Genomic DNA, 14,498 nt, shown 5'->3' on the forward strand with positions numbered 1-14,498 from the left:
TATGAATCATTTCAACACCAAATCTCTCACATTTTATACAGTAGCAATAGGTTCAGTTCTACTGTTATTTAAAACCGTTACCGTTTATGGAGAAGACAACCTCCAAGCCCCTCCTATGATTAACGGTTCTTATCGTCTGACTTTGGGTAAAAATTCATCAGAATGTCAGCAATCAGAACCGCTAAGGCTTAATCTTCAGCAATCTGGTATTTATTTAAATGCTTCCTTGTTACCTGTAAATAGCAGTGCAGATACCCAAAAGCAGTCTTCTCTCAAAGGCATCTTCAAAAATCAGCAGTTAAGTTTAACTGGAGAAGTTGATCAGACTGTTATTTGTCACATTGCTCCTCCTCATTCAATTCAAGCCCAAATGCAATTAGCAGATAACCGTAGTTTACAAGGCAAAATAATTGTCAGTACCATCGCGCAAAATTTAGAATTTAATGCTACACCTGAAGCAACCCAGGCAGAACCCTAAAACTCAAACAGCCATTAAAATATGGCAATCAATGAGATAAAGTAAATCGGTAATCATTTTACCCTTTACCCACAAAGAGCGGATGCCTGACAGTTGAACACATAACAGATAGATCATGATGTTTAAGGTAATCCCAATTCAGCAATTTTTCCAAAGAAGCAAGCGGCTGTTTGGCATGAGTGTGTTTGTAGCCATTACTCTTCAAACAGTCAGTAGTATTGCTGCACAGGTAGCCAAGTTAAATAATTGGCGTTTCTACCCAGAAGGCGGGAAGTTAGAAATTAACCTCTCATCTGGCAAAACACCCAGCTATTTCTACCTAGCCCAGCCGCCACGAATTGTCTTAGATATTCCAGATACCACATTAGGTAACATCCCTACAGAGCAAAATTACAACGGTGCAGTCCAAAGGATTCGCGTTGCTCAATTAAACGCCAACGTCACCCGCATTGTTTTAGATTTAGCTGCTGGCGTGTTCGTAGATCCCAGCCGAGTACAACTGCAACCCATATCTCGACAAAACCCTACTCGCTGGGTTCTACGTCCTTTTATTACTGGCTCTAGACAACTGGGAAACAACCGCAATTCACCCAGTAATTCTGCTCCTCCACAATATAACTACCTGCAATTACCCACTAGCCTACCCTTTGCCACTACTAACCCACAGCAGCCCTTTGTAACTGTACCGCCCCTCAATTCTATTACTCCTACTCAAATTCCTAATTTTCCCAATCAATCTAATAATCCTGTAGTTAGTCCTAACTTTCCTACTCCCACAACCCAGCCCAATCCTACCAATCCAATAGTGATTGAGTTTGGTCAACCTCTGCCAAAAATGCAAAATTAAGCAGTCCTAATGAACTGCGTACATTACCTAAGCATGAAAAAGGGGTTAGAGGCTGCCTTGAAGTGCTGTTAGCTTTCTTCGGGACAATGAGCTGCGTGCTGAGTTGTGTTAGCGGCAGCGCGGCGTTTAGCTGATGCTAAGTGCTAAGTAAAAATCCCAGCCCCCAGTCCCTAATCCCGCTTTCAAACACTAAAATCTTTCTGTTTCCTGACTTGGTGCTACTGCTCCCGGCTGAGACAGGAAGAAATTTTGTGCTGATTCATTTTGATAAATACATCTAATATCAGGTTTTTCGCTATCTAAGCTACCAGTAAAACCAAAAGTATTCAGGCGATTTTTGCATTCTCTCACTTGGTCAGAAGTGACAAGTTTGCGTTGCTCTAAAATTGCCCAGTTATTTTGACGTAGCACACATCCAGGACGCATACTTGGTTGAGCCACATAAACATTAAATGGGTTAAGAGTCACAAATAATCTAGCATCCATCACCATTGCACTGGCTCCATACTGTACGCAAATCTCTGGATTCGGCGCTTTAGTGTCAATGAATTCACGAGAAGCCACATTTGATGGAGTCAAAGTAGTTGTGGAACTAAAAGCAATACCAATCCCAATCCCCAGAACTAACACCCCTCCCAAAATGGCAATAGTAGTGAAGTTAAACATGGAGGATTGAAAACCAGAAGGTTTAGATGTAGTGGCTGATCTACCAGTTGATTTACGTCTCATTTGTGTTTGTTAACCTTCACGCCTGAAAAAGTAGGGAGTGTCTCCCTATTTCAGTATGCCGATTATTGACTAAATTTGCCCGTCACTTTCCAGACAATATTGAAGATTAAGCACTGCTAAAAAATGCTAAGTAATACTTAAGAATATTTTTTACACCTGACTGAAAAGAAAGTGAAATCTCCAACAGCCTTACTCTGGGATAACAAGTTCAAAGCTTCGCAGTTACACATTCTGTTAGCAGATAGTCTGACTATCTTTTGGGGAGAGTGGTTAGATTTACGTGTCAGAGTGGCGCAAGTTGCAGCATCTGGGTTGGTATCTCCATTGATATACATTTTAGCTTTTGGGTTGGGTTTGGGTAGCTCAATTAGACCGGGTTCTGGGATTAGTGGCAGCTACGATAACTATCTAGAATTCATGTTGCCGGGAATGGTAGCTTTATCATCCATGACTATCAGTTTCGCTGGCACAACATTCTCAATTTGCGGAGATAGACTTTTTAGCAAAACCTTTGAAGAGTTATTACTTACCCCCATACATCCTTTAGCACTGCATATAGGTAAAATGCTGGCGGGAGTAGTACGGGGGTTAATGACTTCTGGTTCTGTGATTCTGGTGGCACTGGTATTAACTAGGAACTGGAATTTTCTCAATCCCTTATTTTTGTTGTTGCTGGTGTTGAACTGCGCTGTATTTGCTGGTTTGGGTGTAATTGTTGGCTTATCGGTGCGATCGCTCGAATCAGTCGGGCTATACAATAATTTTGTCATTATCCCCATGTCTTTTTTAGGGGCAACTTTCTTTGACCCCACTACCTTACCAATAGCTCTCAAAGTTGTAGTTTACTTATTACCCTTGACCTACGCTAGCACTGGCTTACGTGCGGCTGCCCATTTACCTTTATCGCAGTTTCCCTGGTATAGCGTACCAATTTTATTTGTGATAGCGATCGCACTTTCTCTTTGGGGTGGTTACAAATTCGCCCATCAACAAGACTAGCCACAAACAAAGTTTTTCAAAGTTTATCGCCTGTGATGTCAACAAAACGCTAATCTGACTGGGTAAGTGGATTAAAACCCAGCAATGACCCAATCTTCTAACATTCGTCAGTTGTTAACTGATGCCAAACTAGGGCTAATACCATATTTAGACCAACGTCTTCAGGAAATTGTCAATAGTTGGCAGCAACGGCAAAATATCGAATTACAGCCTTACGATATCTACCTCGGAGAATGTAACACTTCCGCCGCCAACGAACCCAGGCCACTCATCAGCCAGTCAATTTCCTTGAAGTTTTTCATTATTGGCAGCATTCAAGAGAGATTAGAGTTGTTTCTGCTAACTTCCGAATTACAAAACGACTTAGATGCCACCATTTTTGAGTGGAGTAACCGGGAATGGTATCAGTTTGAGAAACCTTTAAAGCGACCAGTTACACAAATTACCGGTGGATTAGATTATGAAGTTCTAGAAAACCCTAGTAATACTTGCCGGATGACTCTTTATCGTGAATTTGATTTAATTTACTCCGTTAGTTTTTGAAAAAATTAGGCGATCGCACCCTCCTAAAGCTTTGGCACAGGCGATCGCCCAATTTTTATTCTCACCAGACACAAATAAACAAGAAGCTAACTATCAAGACAGAAATAGTTAGAGTGACAACTTTCTGCCTTCTCTAGCTTGCCTGATAACTTGTAGAGAATGTATCTTTCAGAGGTCGCCAACGGAAGGAGCGATCGCCACCTCTTTCTACAACTACTTTTACTTTTGGCTCTAGACTAGGCAGAGTGGTCAAGAATTCTACTTCCTGATCGGAAAGAATATGTCCTTCAATGATCCACAACACCAAACCTTTAGACTTGGGTGGCAGCTGCTCTAGTTGATAGTTAACTGTTGGTGGCAGATAGTAGACATCACCTACTGCCGCACCACTACCAGTGCTTTTTTTACCAAGATGGGGTGGTCTAACTCCATGCACCCCTGTGAGATAGGCGGCTACATCGCCCAATCCCCTAGCAGTCATGTGTAGAGTTACATAGCCGGCTGCACGCAGGCGGCGACGATATCGACCTTCATAACCCCCTTCCAAGGGTACGTAAACACCTAAAGATCCAAATTTTTCCAGATCGCGGATTAAACCGTTGCCAGTGGTAATTAGTGCCATAGATTTTTCGGAGTTTTGTCCTATCCCACTTTGTTATCTCTATTATTTACTTTGAAGTGACAATCAGTAAGATAACAAAGCTTATACTCTAAATAAGCTAAACTCAATTCTATCAGTCCCACCCTCTGACTTGAAAGAGCAGGGGTAGCAGGGGTAGCAGGGGAGGCAGGGGGAGAAAGACATCTTTCATGTTTGACTGTGAAACTTGCTTCATCGGGACTATCTTCCAAAGCAGGCAAGATTTTCTACGTCTTTATCACTTTGTACCCATATTGCCCAGAATTTTCATAAAATCAGGACTAATACCGCAAATTGCTTTCTTTTGTTGTCTATCTTTGTAAAATACTACCGTAAGAGCCATATTACTTGAAATTATTCATGCCCTCAGAAAACTTCAGAAATTTGTTACAAATTTTCTAGACAACAAGCAACTAATAGTTTATATTATTAGATTGTGACCAAAATTGCAGATTAAGATAGTTATTGCCAATGTAAGCGATCGCGCTCAAAGCTGAATGACTCAAATATTTAGAGAAATAAGCTCGCTAAAATTGCTCAAACACTGGTACACTTAAAAAGCTTTGAGGTCAAATTCAGGGTACATGACTCCAAAAATAGAGCCTGTATTGACTTTCAGGCTACACTCATCTTTGTAGTCATGAAACGGCAAGCAAAACCTCAAAATCAGGATTTGACTTGTTAAGTCAAGTAAAACTGAGAAGTAATGTTAGCTGCATGACATTACACAAAACTCAGCCAAACGGATACTGAGCAGTAAGGACTGCTTAAGTCCCACTAACAAACGGCAGTTACCATGAATCGGGAGACCCGCTCATCGGACTGCCGCCAGAAAGTGCCTAAGTAAGTGCTTGGACGAAAGCATTACTGCACAAAGCGCAAAGCTCTAAAGCCTTGCCTTGCTACCAGAAGTTATTCCTTCTCTAAGGGAAGGTACTTGTGGATGTTCTGGTGATTAAGTGAGTGCAACTAAATAGATTCACCAAACACTAAAGACACCGCCTGTTGTATCCGGAAGAACTTGGAGCAGCATCAGCCGCTTACAAGTTCAAAATTTCGTCCGTTCATCACCGGAGTTTACGCAGTGTGTCACCAAATCCGATTTAGTAGAAAGGAGAGCCAGTTACTGTGTCAGTAGGGATTCTCGGCACCAAGCTGGGCATGACCCAAATCTTCGACGAAGCAGGAGTTGCTATTCCTGTAACAGTTGTCCAAGTAGGGCCATGCGTTGTTACCCAAGTCAAAACGCAACAAACCGATGGTTATGCCGCCATTCAAGTTGGTTATGGCGCAGTTAAACCAAAAGCACTAAACAAGCCCTTGCTAGGGCATTTAGCCAAGTCTTCCGCCCCAGCATTACGTCATTTGCAAGAATATCACGCAGATAATTCTAGCGAATATGCTTTAGGTCAAGAGATTAAAGCAGATATTTTTAGTGCAGGTCAAATTGTAGACGTTATCGGTACAAGTATCGGTCGCGGCTTTGCAGGCAACCAAAAGCGGAATAACTTTGGTCGTGGGCCTATGTCACACGGTTCCAAAAATCACAGAGCGCCAGGTTCCATTGGTGCTGGTACAACCCCAGGTCGTGTCTATCCCGGTAAACGGATGGCAGGACGCTTGGGTGGTAGCCGTGTCACAATTCGCAAATTAACAGTAGTGCGAGTAGATACCGAGCGTAATTTGTTGCTCATTAAAGGCTCTGTTCCTGGTAAACCAGGGGCATTACTGAATATTGTGCCAGCCAAGCAAGTAGGCAAGTAGTCAACAGTCAACAGTCGATAGTCACTGGACTATGGACTACAAGCTCTGGACTATGGACTAACGACAAAGGACACAAAGATGGTTGAAAGTATAGTTAAAAATTGGCAAGGAGAAGAAGTTGGACAAAAAGCGTTCGACTTGCCCTCTGCTAAACCAGAAACAGCATCTCATATAGTACACCGCGCTCTAGTCAGACAAATGACCAACGCTCGCCAAGGAACTGCCAGTACGAAAACTCGTGCTGAAGTTAGAGGCGGTGGTCGTAAACCGTGGCGGCAAAAAGGTACTGGTCGAGCTCGTGCAGGATCTATTCGTTCTCCATTGTGGCGTGGTGGTGGTGTGATCTTTGGACCAAAACCCAGAGATTTCAACTTAAAAATGAACCGGAAAGAGCGGCGGTTAGCACTGCGGACAGCATTAGTTAGCCGTGTAGATGACTTGATTGTAGTAGAAGAATTTAGCAACGAGCTATCTCGCCCCAAAACCAAAGAACTGCTAGCAGCATTTACTCGTTGGGGTGTAGCAGCAGAACAAAAGTCACTATTAATATTGTCTGAGCTTTCCGAGAATATCTACTTGTCAGGTCGTAACGTAGAGAATCTCAAGCTGATGCCAGCTGATCAACTAAACGTTTACGATTTGCTGCACGCTGACAAGATTATAGTCACCACATCAGCCCTCGATAAAATTCAGGAGGTCTACAATGCCTAAGTTTGACCCCCGCAACCTCCCCGATTTAGTGCGTCGCCCCATCGTGACTGAAAAAGCGACCATTATGATGGAGCAAAACAAATACACCTTTGAAGTTACTCCCAAATCAACCAAGACACAAATTAAGGCCGCCATTGAGGACTTATTTCAGGTCAAGGTTGTTAAGGTTAACACCGCACTACCACCCCGGAGAAAACGGCGTGTAGGTAAATTCATTGGTTTTAAACCCCAATATAAGCGAGCAATTGTCACCGTCGCACCTGGGGATGTAGAGAAAATTAGACAAGTTCTATTCCCAGAGGTCTAAGATATCATGGGTACCCGTTCTTATCGCCCCTATACCCCAAGCACCCGCCAAGTTACCATCTCTGACTTTGCGGAAATTACCAAAACCGAGCCAGAAAAATCTCTGACGGTCTATAAACATCGTGCCAAAGGTCGCAACAACCAAGGGCGGATCACTAGCCGTCGTCGCGGTGGTGGACACAAGAGACTGTATCGCATCATCGACTTCAAAAGAGACAAACGGAATATTCCCGCCACAGTAGTAGCTATTGAGTACGATCCAAATCGCAATGCTCGGATTGCCCTAGTTTCCTATGAAGATGGGGAAAAGCGGTACATCCTACACCCAAATGGTTTAAAAGTTGGGACAACAATTATTGCTGGTCCTGAATCTCCAATTGAAGATGGAAACGCTTTACCCTTGGCAAATATCCCCCTGGGTACAACCGTTCATAACGTCGAATTAATTGCTGGTAAAGGCGCTCAAATTGTCCGTTCTGCTGGTGCGGCTGCCCAAGTAGTGGCCAAAGAAGGTAACTACGTCACACTCAAGTTACCTTCAGGAGAAGTCCGGATGATTCGGCGGGAATGTTACGCCACCATCGGACAAGTAGGTAACACTGATGCCAGAAACCTCAGTGCAGGTAAAGCCGGAAGAAATCGCTGGAAAGGTCGCCGCCCCAAAGTTAGAGGTAGCGTCATGAACCCAGTAGATCACCCACACGGCGGTGGTGAAGGTAGAGCGCCTATCGGTAGATCCGGCCCTGTAACACCTTGGGGTAAACCCACTTTGGGTGCAAAAACACGCAAACCGAAGAAGGCCAGCAGCAAGTTGATTGTACGTCGTCGCCGTAAATCTTCTAAACGCGGTCGAGGTGGTCGGCAGTCCTAGAATTTGAGATTTTAAGTTTGGGATTTTAGATGAGGGTTACTGATAAAATCTCAAATTTATCAACCTAATTAAAATCCGCAATTTTTAATCCAAAATCCACAATCCAAAAGCCAAAATCAAACTATGGGTCGTTCTCTTAAAAAAGGTCCTTTCGTTGCCGATCATTTACTCAGCAAAATTGAAAAGCTGAATGAAAAAAACGAAAAACAAGTAATTAAAACTTGGTCAAGAGCTTCGACAATTCTGCCCCAAATGGTTGGTCATACCATAGCAGTGCATAACGGACGGCAACACGTTCCAGTGTTTGTCAGTGAGCAGATGGTAGGACACAAGTTGGGCGAATTTGCACCCACACGCACCTACAGAGGGCATGGGAAAAGTGACAAAAAAGCAGGGAGATAGTCAAAGGTCAACAGTCAAAAGTCTCAATTAAGCACTAGATGACTATTGACTATTGACTAAAGGAGAAAATTATGGCTACAGATACTACTGAAGTAAAGGCGATCGCCCGTTATATACGCATTTCTCCCTACAAAGTACGTCGTGTACTTGATCAAATCCGGGGGCGCTCCTATCGGGAAGCACTGATCATCCTGGAATTCATGCCTTATCGAGCCACTGAGCCAGTTTTGAAACTACTCAGAAGTGCCGCCGCTAACGCTGAACATAACGCTGGGTTAGATCGCACTCAGCTAGTAATTACTAAGGCATATGCTGATCAAGGCCCCGTACTGAAACGTTTCCAACCTAGAGCGCAAGGTAGAGCTTACCAAATTCGCAAGCCAACGTGTCACATCACTTTGGCAGTTGCCGCTAGTACCAATGCTGAGTAAGTTCTCCACCAAAAATATTGCGTAAAGTGAGAAATTTTAGAGGAAACATTTGTGGGACAGAAAATTCATCCAGTTGGTTTTCGCCTGGGGATTACCCAAGAGCACCAATCACGTTGGTTTGCAGATCCTGATCGCTATCCAGAACTACTACAAGAAGACCACAAACTTCGTAAATACATAGAGCAAAAGCTCGGTAGATACGCACAAAACAATGCCGGGATTTCTGAAGTACGCATTGAGCGTAAAGCCGACCAAATTGATCTAGAAGTACGCACCGCTCGTCCAGGTGTAGTTGTAGGTCGTGGTGGTCAAGGTATTGAAGCATTGCGTACCGGACTGCAAGAACTGTTGGGTAATAACCGCCAAATTCGCATCAACGTGGTCGAAGTCCAAAAAGTAGACGCTGATGCTTACTTAATTGCCGAATATATTGCTCAACAGCTAGAACGTCGGGTTTCCTTCCGCCGGGTAGTTAGACAGGCAATTCAACGCGCTCAAAGAGCAGGTATTCAAGGCATTAAAGTGCAAGTGAGTGGACGACTCAACGGTGCAGAAATTGCCCGAACCGAGTGGACTCGTGAAGGTAGAGTACCCCTACATACCTTACGAGCTGACATTGACTACTCTTACTGCACAGCCAAAACCATTTACGGAATTTTGGGGATCAAAGTTTGGGTATTCAAAGGAGAAATTATTCCTGGACAAGAAGAAACTCCAGCCCAACCAGCAACCCGTGAGCGCGAACCTCGCCGTCGTCAGCAACAGCGTCGTCGCCAACAGTTTGAAGACCGCTCTAATGAAGGATAGTCATTAGTCCATAGTCCATAGTCATTAGTAGATGACTTTTGACTTTTGACCAATGCCCAATCACTAACGACCAATGACACATCATGTTAAGTCCTAGAAGAACTAAATTCCGCAAACAACAGCGCGGGCGGATGACAGGTTTAGCCCACCGTGGTAGTACCCTCAATTTTGGAGATTTTGCACTCCAAGCTCAAGAACCAGCTTGGATTACCTCTCGACAAATTGAAGCTTCCCGTCGAGCTATGACTCGTTACATTCGCCGGGGTGGTAAAATCTGGATTCGTATTTTCCCTGATAAACCCGTAACCATGCGAGCAGCTGAAACCCGGATGGGTTCCGGTAAAGGTAATCCAGAATTTTGGGTAGCTGTAGTCAAACCAGGGCGGATTTTGTTTGAAATCGCTGGTGTCACTGAAGAAATCGCCCGCGAAGCTATGCGCTTGGCTGCTTACAAGTTACCCATCAAGACTAAATTTATTGTGCGCTCTCAACAAGTAGAGGAGCAGGAGTAGGTTATGCCTCTTCCCAAAATTTCAGAAGCTAGAGAATTAAGTGACGAGCAACTGGCCCAGGAAATTATCGCTGTTAAAAAACAACTATTTCAGTTGCGCTTGCAAAAGGCTACTAGACAGTTAGAGAAACCCCACCAGTTCCGCCATGCCCGCCATCGCCTCGCCCAACTATTGACAGTCGAGGGAGAGAGAAAACGGGCAGCAAGTCAACCGCCTCAAGGATAGAAGTAGGAGATTATGGCAGTCAAAGAACGAGTTGGCTTGGTAGTGAGCGACAAAATGCAAAAAACGGTGGTAGTCGCCGTAGAAAACCGCGCTCCCCATCCCAAATACGGCAAGATTGTAGTCAAAACTCGGCGTTATAAAGCCCACGACGAAGAGAACAAATGCAAAGTGGGCGATCGCGTACGCATTCAGGAAACCAGACCCCTGAGCAAAACTAAACGCTGGCAAGTGACAGAAATCCTCAACACTAAAGCTACAACCTAAAGTTGTGCAGAAGGGAGACCAATTGTGATTCAACCCCAAACTTATCTGAATGTGGCCGATAACAGCGGCGCTCGCAAACTAATGTGTATCCGTGTCCTAGGCGGAGGTAATAGACGTTACGGTTTTGTGGGCGACAAAATTATCGCTGTTGTCAAAGATGCCATCCCCAACATGGCTGTGAAAAAATCTGATGTAGTGGAAGCTGTAATTGTTCGCACTCGCCACAACATCAACCGTGATAGCGGTATGAGTATCCGTTTTGATGATAATGCTGCCGTAATTATCAACAAAGATGGTAATCCCAAAGGCACACGGGTATTTGGCCCAGTAGCACGGGAACTGCGTGACAAGAACTTTACCAAAATAGTCTCTCTGGCTCCGGAGGTGCTGTAATGGCAAATAAAAAGGACAAGCCAAAATTTCACAAAATGCACGTCAAAACTGGCGATACAGTACAAGTAATTGCTGGTAAAGACAAAGGCAAAGTGGGTGAAGTAGTTAAAGCACTACCCCAAGAAAGTAAGGTCATTGTCAAAGGTGTAAATATTAAAACTAAGCACGTTAAACCCCAACAAGAAGGGGAATCGGGACGAATCGTTACTCAGGAAGCACCAATTCATAGCTCCAATGTGATGCTTTATTCCACTAAACAAAACGTTGCTAGTCGTGTTTGTTACACTTTCACCGCCGAAGGCAAAAAAGTAAGGAAACTCAAGAAGACAGGCGAAATCCTGGATAGTTAAGGGATTGGCTGACTTGAGATTTTAGATGGTAAATTTAATCACACATCTAAAAGCAACAATAAAGTTTCCCTGACCAAGCCCAGGGATTATCAGGACAAAAAACTATGGCGACACCCAGACTCAAAACCTTATATCAAGAAACGATTGTCCCCAAATTGACCCAGCAGTTTCAGTACACCAACGTTCATCAAGTACCAAAATTGGTGAAAGTTAGTGTGAACCGAGGTCTAGGGGAAGCAGCGCAAAATGCTAAAGCACTAGAAGCATCTTTGAGCGAAATTGCGGTGATTACTGGTCAAAAACCAGTGGTGACAAGGGCAAAAAAAGCGATCGCTGGCTTTAAAATCCGTCAAGGTATGCCTGTGGGGATTATGGTGACTCTCAGAGGCGAGAGAATGTATGCCTTCCTCGACCGATTAATTAGCTTGACATTGCCGAGAATCAGAGACTTTCGTGGTGTCAGCCCCAAAAGCTTTGATGGTCGCGGTAACTATACTCTGGGTGTAAGAGAACAGCTAATCTTTCCAGAAATCGAGTACGACAGCATCGATCAAATCCGTGGTCTAGATATTTCCATTATCACCACTGCAAAAAACGACGAAGAGGGCCGCGCCTTACTTAAAGAATTGGGAATGCCCTTTCGCGATCAATAAGTTCATCTAAAGAGGGAACGATGGCGGCTAACGACACAATTGCAGATATGCTGACGCGCATCCGCAATGCTAATATGGCAAGGCATCAAACTACACAAGTGCCAGCTACAAAAATGACCCGTAGCATCGCTAGAGTGCTACAAGAGGAAGGCTTTATTGCTGAATTCACAGAAGTAGAAGAAGGCGTAAAACGTAACTTAGTGATTTCCTTGAAGTACAAGGGCAAAAATCACCAGCCGCTTATTACCGCCCTCAAGCGAGTTAGTAAGCCTGGGTTGCGTGTTTACTCCAACAGAAAAGAATTGCCAAGGGTACTAGGCGGCATCGGTATTGCCATCATTTCTACATCCAGTGGCATCATGACCGACCGGGAAGCACGGCGGCAGAACCTGGGTGGTGAAGTGCTCTGCTACGTTTGGTAGTCGTCAATAGTCAATGGTCAATTCGCATTGACAACTGACAAAGGATAAAGGACAAAAAGTCATGTCTCGTATCGGTAAACGTCCAATTACTGTTCCCGCCAAAGTACAAGTGACTGTTGATGGTAGTAAGGTAATCGTGAAAGGTCCTAAAGGTGAACTTTCACGGGACTTACCCACCCATGTCACAGTTGCTCAAGACGGGCAAACCCTGCTAGTTACCCGTAAGGATGACTCCCGCACCTCCCGGCAAATGCACGGATTAAGCCGTACCTTGGTTGCCAACATGGTAGAGGGAGTTTCCCAAGGTTTTCAAAAGCGTTTAGAAATCCAAGGTGTAGGTTATAGGGCGCAAGTACAAGGGCGTAACCTCGTGTTGAACATGGGTTATAGCCATCAAGTACAAATTGCTCCACCAGACGGAATTCAATTTGCTGTAGAAAATAACACCAATGTCATAGTCAGTGGTTATGACAAAGAAGTGGTAGGTAATACAGCAGCCAAAATTCGTGCCGTTCGGCCACCAGAACCTTATAAGGGTAAAGGTATTCGCTATGCCGGTGAGGTGGTCAGACGCAAAGCTGGTAAGACTGGTAAGAGTGGTAAGAAGTAAACATGAAACTTACTCGTAAAGAATCAAAACAGCGTCGCCACAGACGTATTCGTGGCAAAGTTCAAGGTTCCCCGGAACGTCCACGGCTATCTGTATTCCGTTCTAATGAGCATATTTATGCTCAAGTAATTGATGACACTCAGCACCACACTTTGGTAGCAGCTTCAACTGTAGAACCAGAGTTGAAATCTAATTTAGCTTCAGGTGCTACCTGCGAAGCATCAGCACAAATTGGTAAATTGATTGCGGTGCGATCACTAGAAAAAGGCATTACCAAAGTAGTGTTTGATCGCGGTGGCAACTTGTATCATGGTCGCATTAAAGCACTAGCTGAAGCAGCACGCGAAGCTGGTTTAGATTTCTAGAGTCATTAGTCATTAGTCATTAGTCATTGGTCATTCAACAAATGACAAAGGGCAAATGACAACTGACAAATGACAACTGACAAATGACATTGAGAGAACAGTAATTATGGCAACAGGTCGTCGTAAAGCTAACCGCGCGAAAAAAGAAGAAACCAACTGGCAAGAGCGGGTAATTCAAATCCGACGGGTAAGCAAGGTCGTTAAAGGAGGTAAAAAACTCAGCTTCCGGGCGATCGTAGTCGTTGGTAATGAACGAGGTCAAGTTGGTGTCGGAGTGGGTAAAGCCTCTGATGTAATTGGTGCTGTCAAAAAAGGCGTAGCCGATGGCAAAAAACATCTGATTGATATTCCGATCACTAAATCTAACTCTATCCCTCATCCTATTGATGGTGTTGGTGGCGGTGCCAAAGTGATCATGCGTCCAGCCGCACCCGGTACTGGTGTAATTGCTGGTGGTGCAGTGCGAACTGTCCTGGAACTAGCTGGGGTTCGCAATGTCCTTGCCAAGCAACTCGGTTCTAACAACCCCCTCAACAATGCCAGAGCCGCAGTCAACGCTTTATCTACCCTGCGTACATTGTCAGAAGTAGCTGAAGACCGGGGCATTGCTATTGAAAAACTTTACATCTAAGTAGTCATTTGTCCGTATTTTTGGCATTGCTGACAAAAGATAAATGACCACTGACAACCAATAACTGTTAGCTTATGAGACTCAACGATGTTAAGCCCCAAAAAGGCTCTAAAAAACGCCGTCGCCGTGTAGGTCGAGGTATTTCTGCTGGTCAAGGTGCCAGTGCTGGTCTAGGTATGAGAGGTCAAAAATCTCGTTCTGGTAGCAGTACCAGACCAGGGTTTGAAGGGGGTCAACAGCCATTGTACCGCCGCGTACCAAAGCTCAAGGGTTTTCCTTTAGTTAATCGGAAAAATTACACTACGATTAATGTAGAGAAGCTAGCCTCTCTTCCTGCAAATACAGAAGTAACTCTGGATTCATTAAAAACAGCAGGTATTGTCACTGCTGTTAAAGGTCCATTGAAAATTTTGGGTAATGGGGAACTGGGCGTAGCACTCCAGGTTAAAGCGGCAGCTTTCACAGGGCAAGCTCGTAGCAAAATTGAGGCAGCTGGAGGGAGTTGCGAAGTTTTAGGGTGAGCCAGAAAAGCGCACTTACTTAAC

General features: G+C 44.3%; 24 protein-coding genes. 22 read left to right on the forward strand and 2 right to left on the reverse strand.

Features of this window, described 5'->3' with window-relative positions; all coding sequences use genetic code 11:
- The first annotated feature begins 1 nt into the window (after position 1).
- A complete protein-coding gene (locus tag NOS7524_RS23925) occupies positions 2 to 478 on the forward strand; it encodes a hypothetical protein (protein WP_015141057.1) in 477 nt (158 codons plus the stop codon).
- A 118-nt stretch (positions 479 to 596) separates the two neighbouring features.
- A complete protein-coding gene (locus tag NOS7524_RS23930) occupies positions 597 to 1,325 on the forward strand; it encodes an AMIN domain-containing protein (RefSeq protein WP_041555936.1) in 729 nt (242 codons plus the stop codon).
- A gap of 189 nt (positions 1,326 to 1,514) precedes the next feature.
- Here the strand turns inward: NOS7524_RS23930 and NOS7524_RS23935 are convergent, their stop codons facing one another.
- Positions 1,515 to 2,054, reverse strand: coding sequence for a DUF3172 domain-containing protein (locus NOS7524_RS23935; protein WP_015141059.1), 540 nt, complete (start codon positions 2,052 to 2,054; stop codon positions 1,515 to 1,517).
- 171 nt (positions 2,055 to 2,225) lie between these two features.
- Between NOS7524_RS23935 and NOS7524_RS23940 the strand changes: the two genes are divergently transcribed.
- Both NOS7524_RS23940 and NOS7524_RS23945 read left to right on the forward strand, forming a co-directional pair.
- Positions 2,226 to 3,053, forward strand: a complete 828-nt coding sequence (locus NOS7524_RS23940; protein WP_015141060.1) for an ABC transporter permease — start codon at positions 2,226 to 2,228, stop codon at positions 3,051 to 3,053.
- 84 nt (positions 3,054 to 3,137) lie between these two features.
- The gene (locus NOS7524_RS23945) at positions 3,138 to 3,596 is read left to right on the forward strand and encodes a hypothetical protein (RefSeq protein WP_015141061.1); all 459 of its coding nucleotides are present in this window, start codon (positions 3,138 to 3,140) and stop codon (positions 3,594 to 3,596) included.
- Positions 3,597 to 3,729: 133 nt separating this feature from the next.
- Here the strand turns inward: NOS7524_RS23945 and NOS7524_RS23950 are convergent, their stop codons facing one another.
- The gene (locus NOS7524_RS23950; protein ID WP_015141062.1) at positions 3,730 to 4,218 is read right to left on the reverse strand and encodes an NAD(P)H-quinone oxidoreductase subunit N; all 489 of its coding nucleotides are present in this window, start codon (positions 4,216 to 4,218) and stop codon (positions 3,730 to 3,732) included.
- A gap of 1,146 nt (positions 4,219 to 5,364) precedes the next feature.
- On the opposite strand from NOS7524_RS23950, the gene rplC reads away from it, so the two are divergent.
- The 18 genes from rplC (at position 5,365) to rplO (ending at position 14,474) form a co-directional block, all read left to right on the forward strand.
- Positions 5,365 to 6,000: a 50S ribosomal protein L3 gene (gene rplC, locus NOS7524_RS23955; RefSeq protein WP_015141063.1), complete on the forward strand. Its 636-nt coding sequence runs from the start codon at positions 5,365 to 5,367 to the stop codon at positions 5,998 to 6,000.
- Between the two features lie 78 nt (positions 6,001 to 6,078).
- Complete coding sequence (gene rplD / locus NOS7524_RS23960; RefSeq protein ID WP_015141064.1) at positions 6,079 to 6,711, forward strand: 50S ribosomal protein L4; 633 nt, start codon at positions 6,079 to 6,081, stop codon at positions 6,709 to 6,711.
- Entirely contained in the window at positions 6,704 to 7,018 is a 315-nt protein-coding gene (locus NOS7524_RS23965; protein WP_015141065.1) for a 50S ribosomal protein L23, read from the forward strand. Before rplD ends, NOS7524_RS23965 begins: the two co-directional genes overlap by 8 nt.
- Before the next feature lie 6 nt (positions 7,019 to 7,024).
- The gene (rplB, locus tag NOS7524_RS23970; protein ID WP_015141066.1) at positions 7,025 to 7,888 is read left to right on the forward strand and encodes a 50S ribosomal protein L2; all 864 of its coding nucleotides are present in this window, start codon (positions 7,025 to 7,027) and stop codon (positions 7,886 to 7,888) included.
- Positions 7,889 to 8,011: 123 nt separating this feature from the next.
- Positions 8,012 to 8,290, forward strand: a complete 279-nt coding sequence (gene rpsS, locus NOS7524_RS23975; RefSeq protein ID WP_015141067.1) for a 30S ribosomal protein S19 — start codon at positions 8,012 to 8,014, stop codon at positions 8,288 to 8,290.
- A 71-nt stretch (positions 8,291 to 8,361) separates the two neighbouring features.
- Positions 8,362 to 8,721, forward strand: a complete 360-nt coding sequence (gene rplV / locus NOS7524_RS23980; RefSeq protein WP_015141068.1) for a 50S ribosomal protein L22 — start codon at positions 8,362 to 8,364, stop codon at positions 8,719 to 8,721.
- Positions 8,722 to 8,772: 51 nt separating this feature from the next.
- On the forward strand, positions 8,773 to 9,528 hold the full coding sequence (rpsC, locus tag NOS7524_RS23985; RefSeq protein ID WP_015141069.1) for a 30S ribosomal protein S3: 756 nt from the start codon (positions 8,773 to 8,775) through the stop codon (positions 9,526 to 9,528).
- Positions 9,529 to 9,611: 83 nt separating this feature from the next.
- Entirely contained in the window at positions 9,612 to 10,040 is a 429-nt protein-coding gene (rplP, locus tag NOS7524_RS23990; protein ID WP_015141070.1) for a 50S ribosomal protein L16, read from the forward strand.
- A 3-nt stretch (positions 10,041 to 10,043) separates the two neighbouring features.
- Positions 10,044 to 10,265, forward strand: coding sequence for a 50S ribosomal protein L29 (gene rpmC, locus NOS7524_RS23995; RefSeq protein ID WP_015141071.1), 222 nt, complete (start codon positions 10,044 to 10,046; stop codon positions 10,263 to 10,265).
- A gap of 12 nt (positions 10,266 to 10,277) precedes the next feature.
- Entirely contained in the window at positions 10,278 to 10,529 is a 252-nt protein-coding gene (gene rpsQ / locus NOS7524_RS24000; protein ID WP_015141072.1) for a 30S ribosomal protein S17, read from the forward strand.
- A 24-nt stretch (positions 10,530 to 10,553) separates the two neighbouring features.
- On the forward strand, positions 10,554 to 10,922 hold the full coding sequence (gene rplN / locus NOS7524_RS24005; protein WP_015141073.1) for a 50S ribosomal protein L14: 369 nt from the start codon (positions 10,554 to 10,556) through the stop codon (positions 10,920 to 10,922).
- Entirely contained in the window at positions 10,922 to 11,272 is a 351-nt protein-coding gene (gene rplX, locus NOS7524_RS24010) for a 50S ribosomal protein L24 (protein WP_015141074.1), read from the forward strand. The genes rplN and rplX overlap by 1 nt, the downstream gene beginning before the upstream one ends.
- Before the next feature lie 104 nt (positions 11,273 to 11,376).
- Complete coding sequence (rplE, locus tag NOS7524_RS24015; protein ID WP_015141075.1) at positions 11,377 to 11,925, forward strand: 50S ribosomal protein L5; 549 nt, start codon at positions 11,377 to 11,379, stop codon at positions 11,923 to 11,925.
- A 20-nt stretch (positions 11,926 to 11,945) separates the two neighbouring features.
- Complete coding sequence (gene rpsH / locus NOS7524_RS24020; RefSeq protein ID WP_015141076.1) at positions 11,946 to 12,347, forward strand: 30S ribosomal protein S8; 402 nt, start codon at positions 11,946 to 11,948, stop codon at positions 12,345 to 12,347.
- Positions 12,348 to 12,408: 61 nt separating this feature from the next.
- A complete protein-coding gene (rplF, locus tag NOS7524_RS24025) occupies positions 12,409 to 12,957 on the forward strand; it encodes a 50S ribosomal protein L6 (RefSeq protein ID WP_015141077.1) in 549 nt (182 codons plus the stop codon).
- Between the two features lie 2 nt (positions 12,958 to 12,959).
- Positions 12,960 to 13,322, forward strand: coding sequence for a 50S ribosomal protein L18 (gene rplR, locus NOS7524_RS24030; protein WP_015141078.1), 363 nt, complete (start codon positions 12,960 to 12,962; stop codon positions 13,320 to 13,322).
- Between the two features lie 106 nt (positions 13,323 to 13,428).
- Positions 13,429 to 13,953, forward strand: coding sequence for a 30S ribosomal protein S5 (rpsE, locus tag NOS7524_RS24035; protein ID WP_015141079.1), 525 nt, complete (start codon positions 13,429 to 13,431; stop codon positions 13,951 to 13,953).
- 74 nt (positions 13,954 to 14,027) lie between these two features.
- Complete coding sequence (gene rplO / locus NOS7524_RS24040) at positions 14,028 to 14,474, forward strand: 50S ribosomal protein L15 (RefSeq protein WP_015141080.1); 447 nt, start codon at positions 14,028 to 14,030, stop codon at positions 14,472 to 14,474.
- The last annotated feature ends 24 nt before the right edge of the window (positions 14,475 to 14,498 follow it).

Source organism: Nostoc sp. PCC 7524 (assembly GCF_000316645.1).
Taxonomy (GTDB): domain Bacteria; phylum Cyanobacteriota; class Cyanobacteriia; order Cyanobacteriales; family Nostocaceae; genus Trichormus.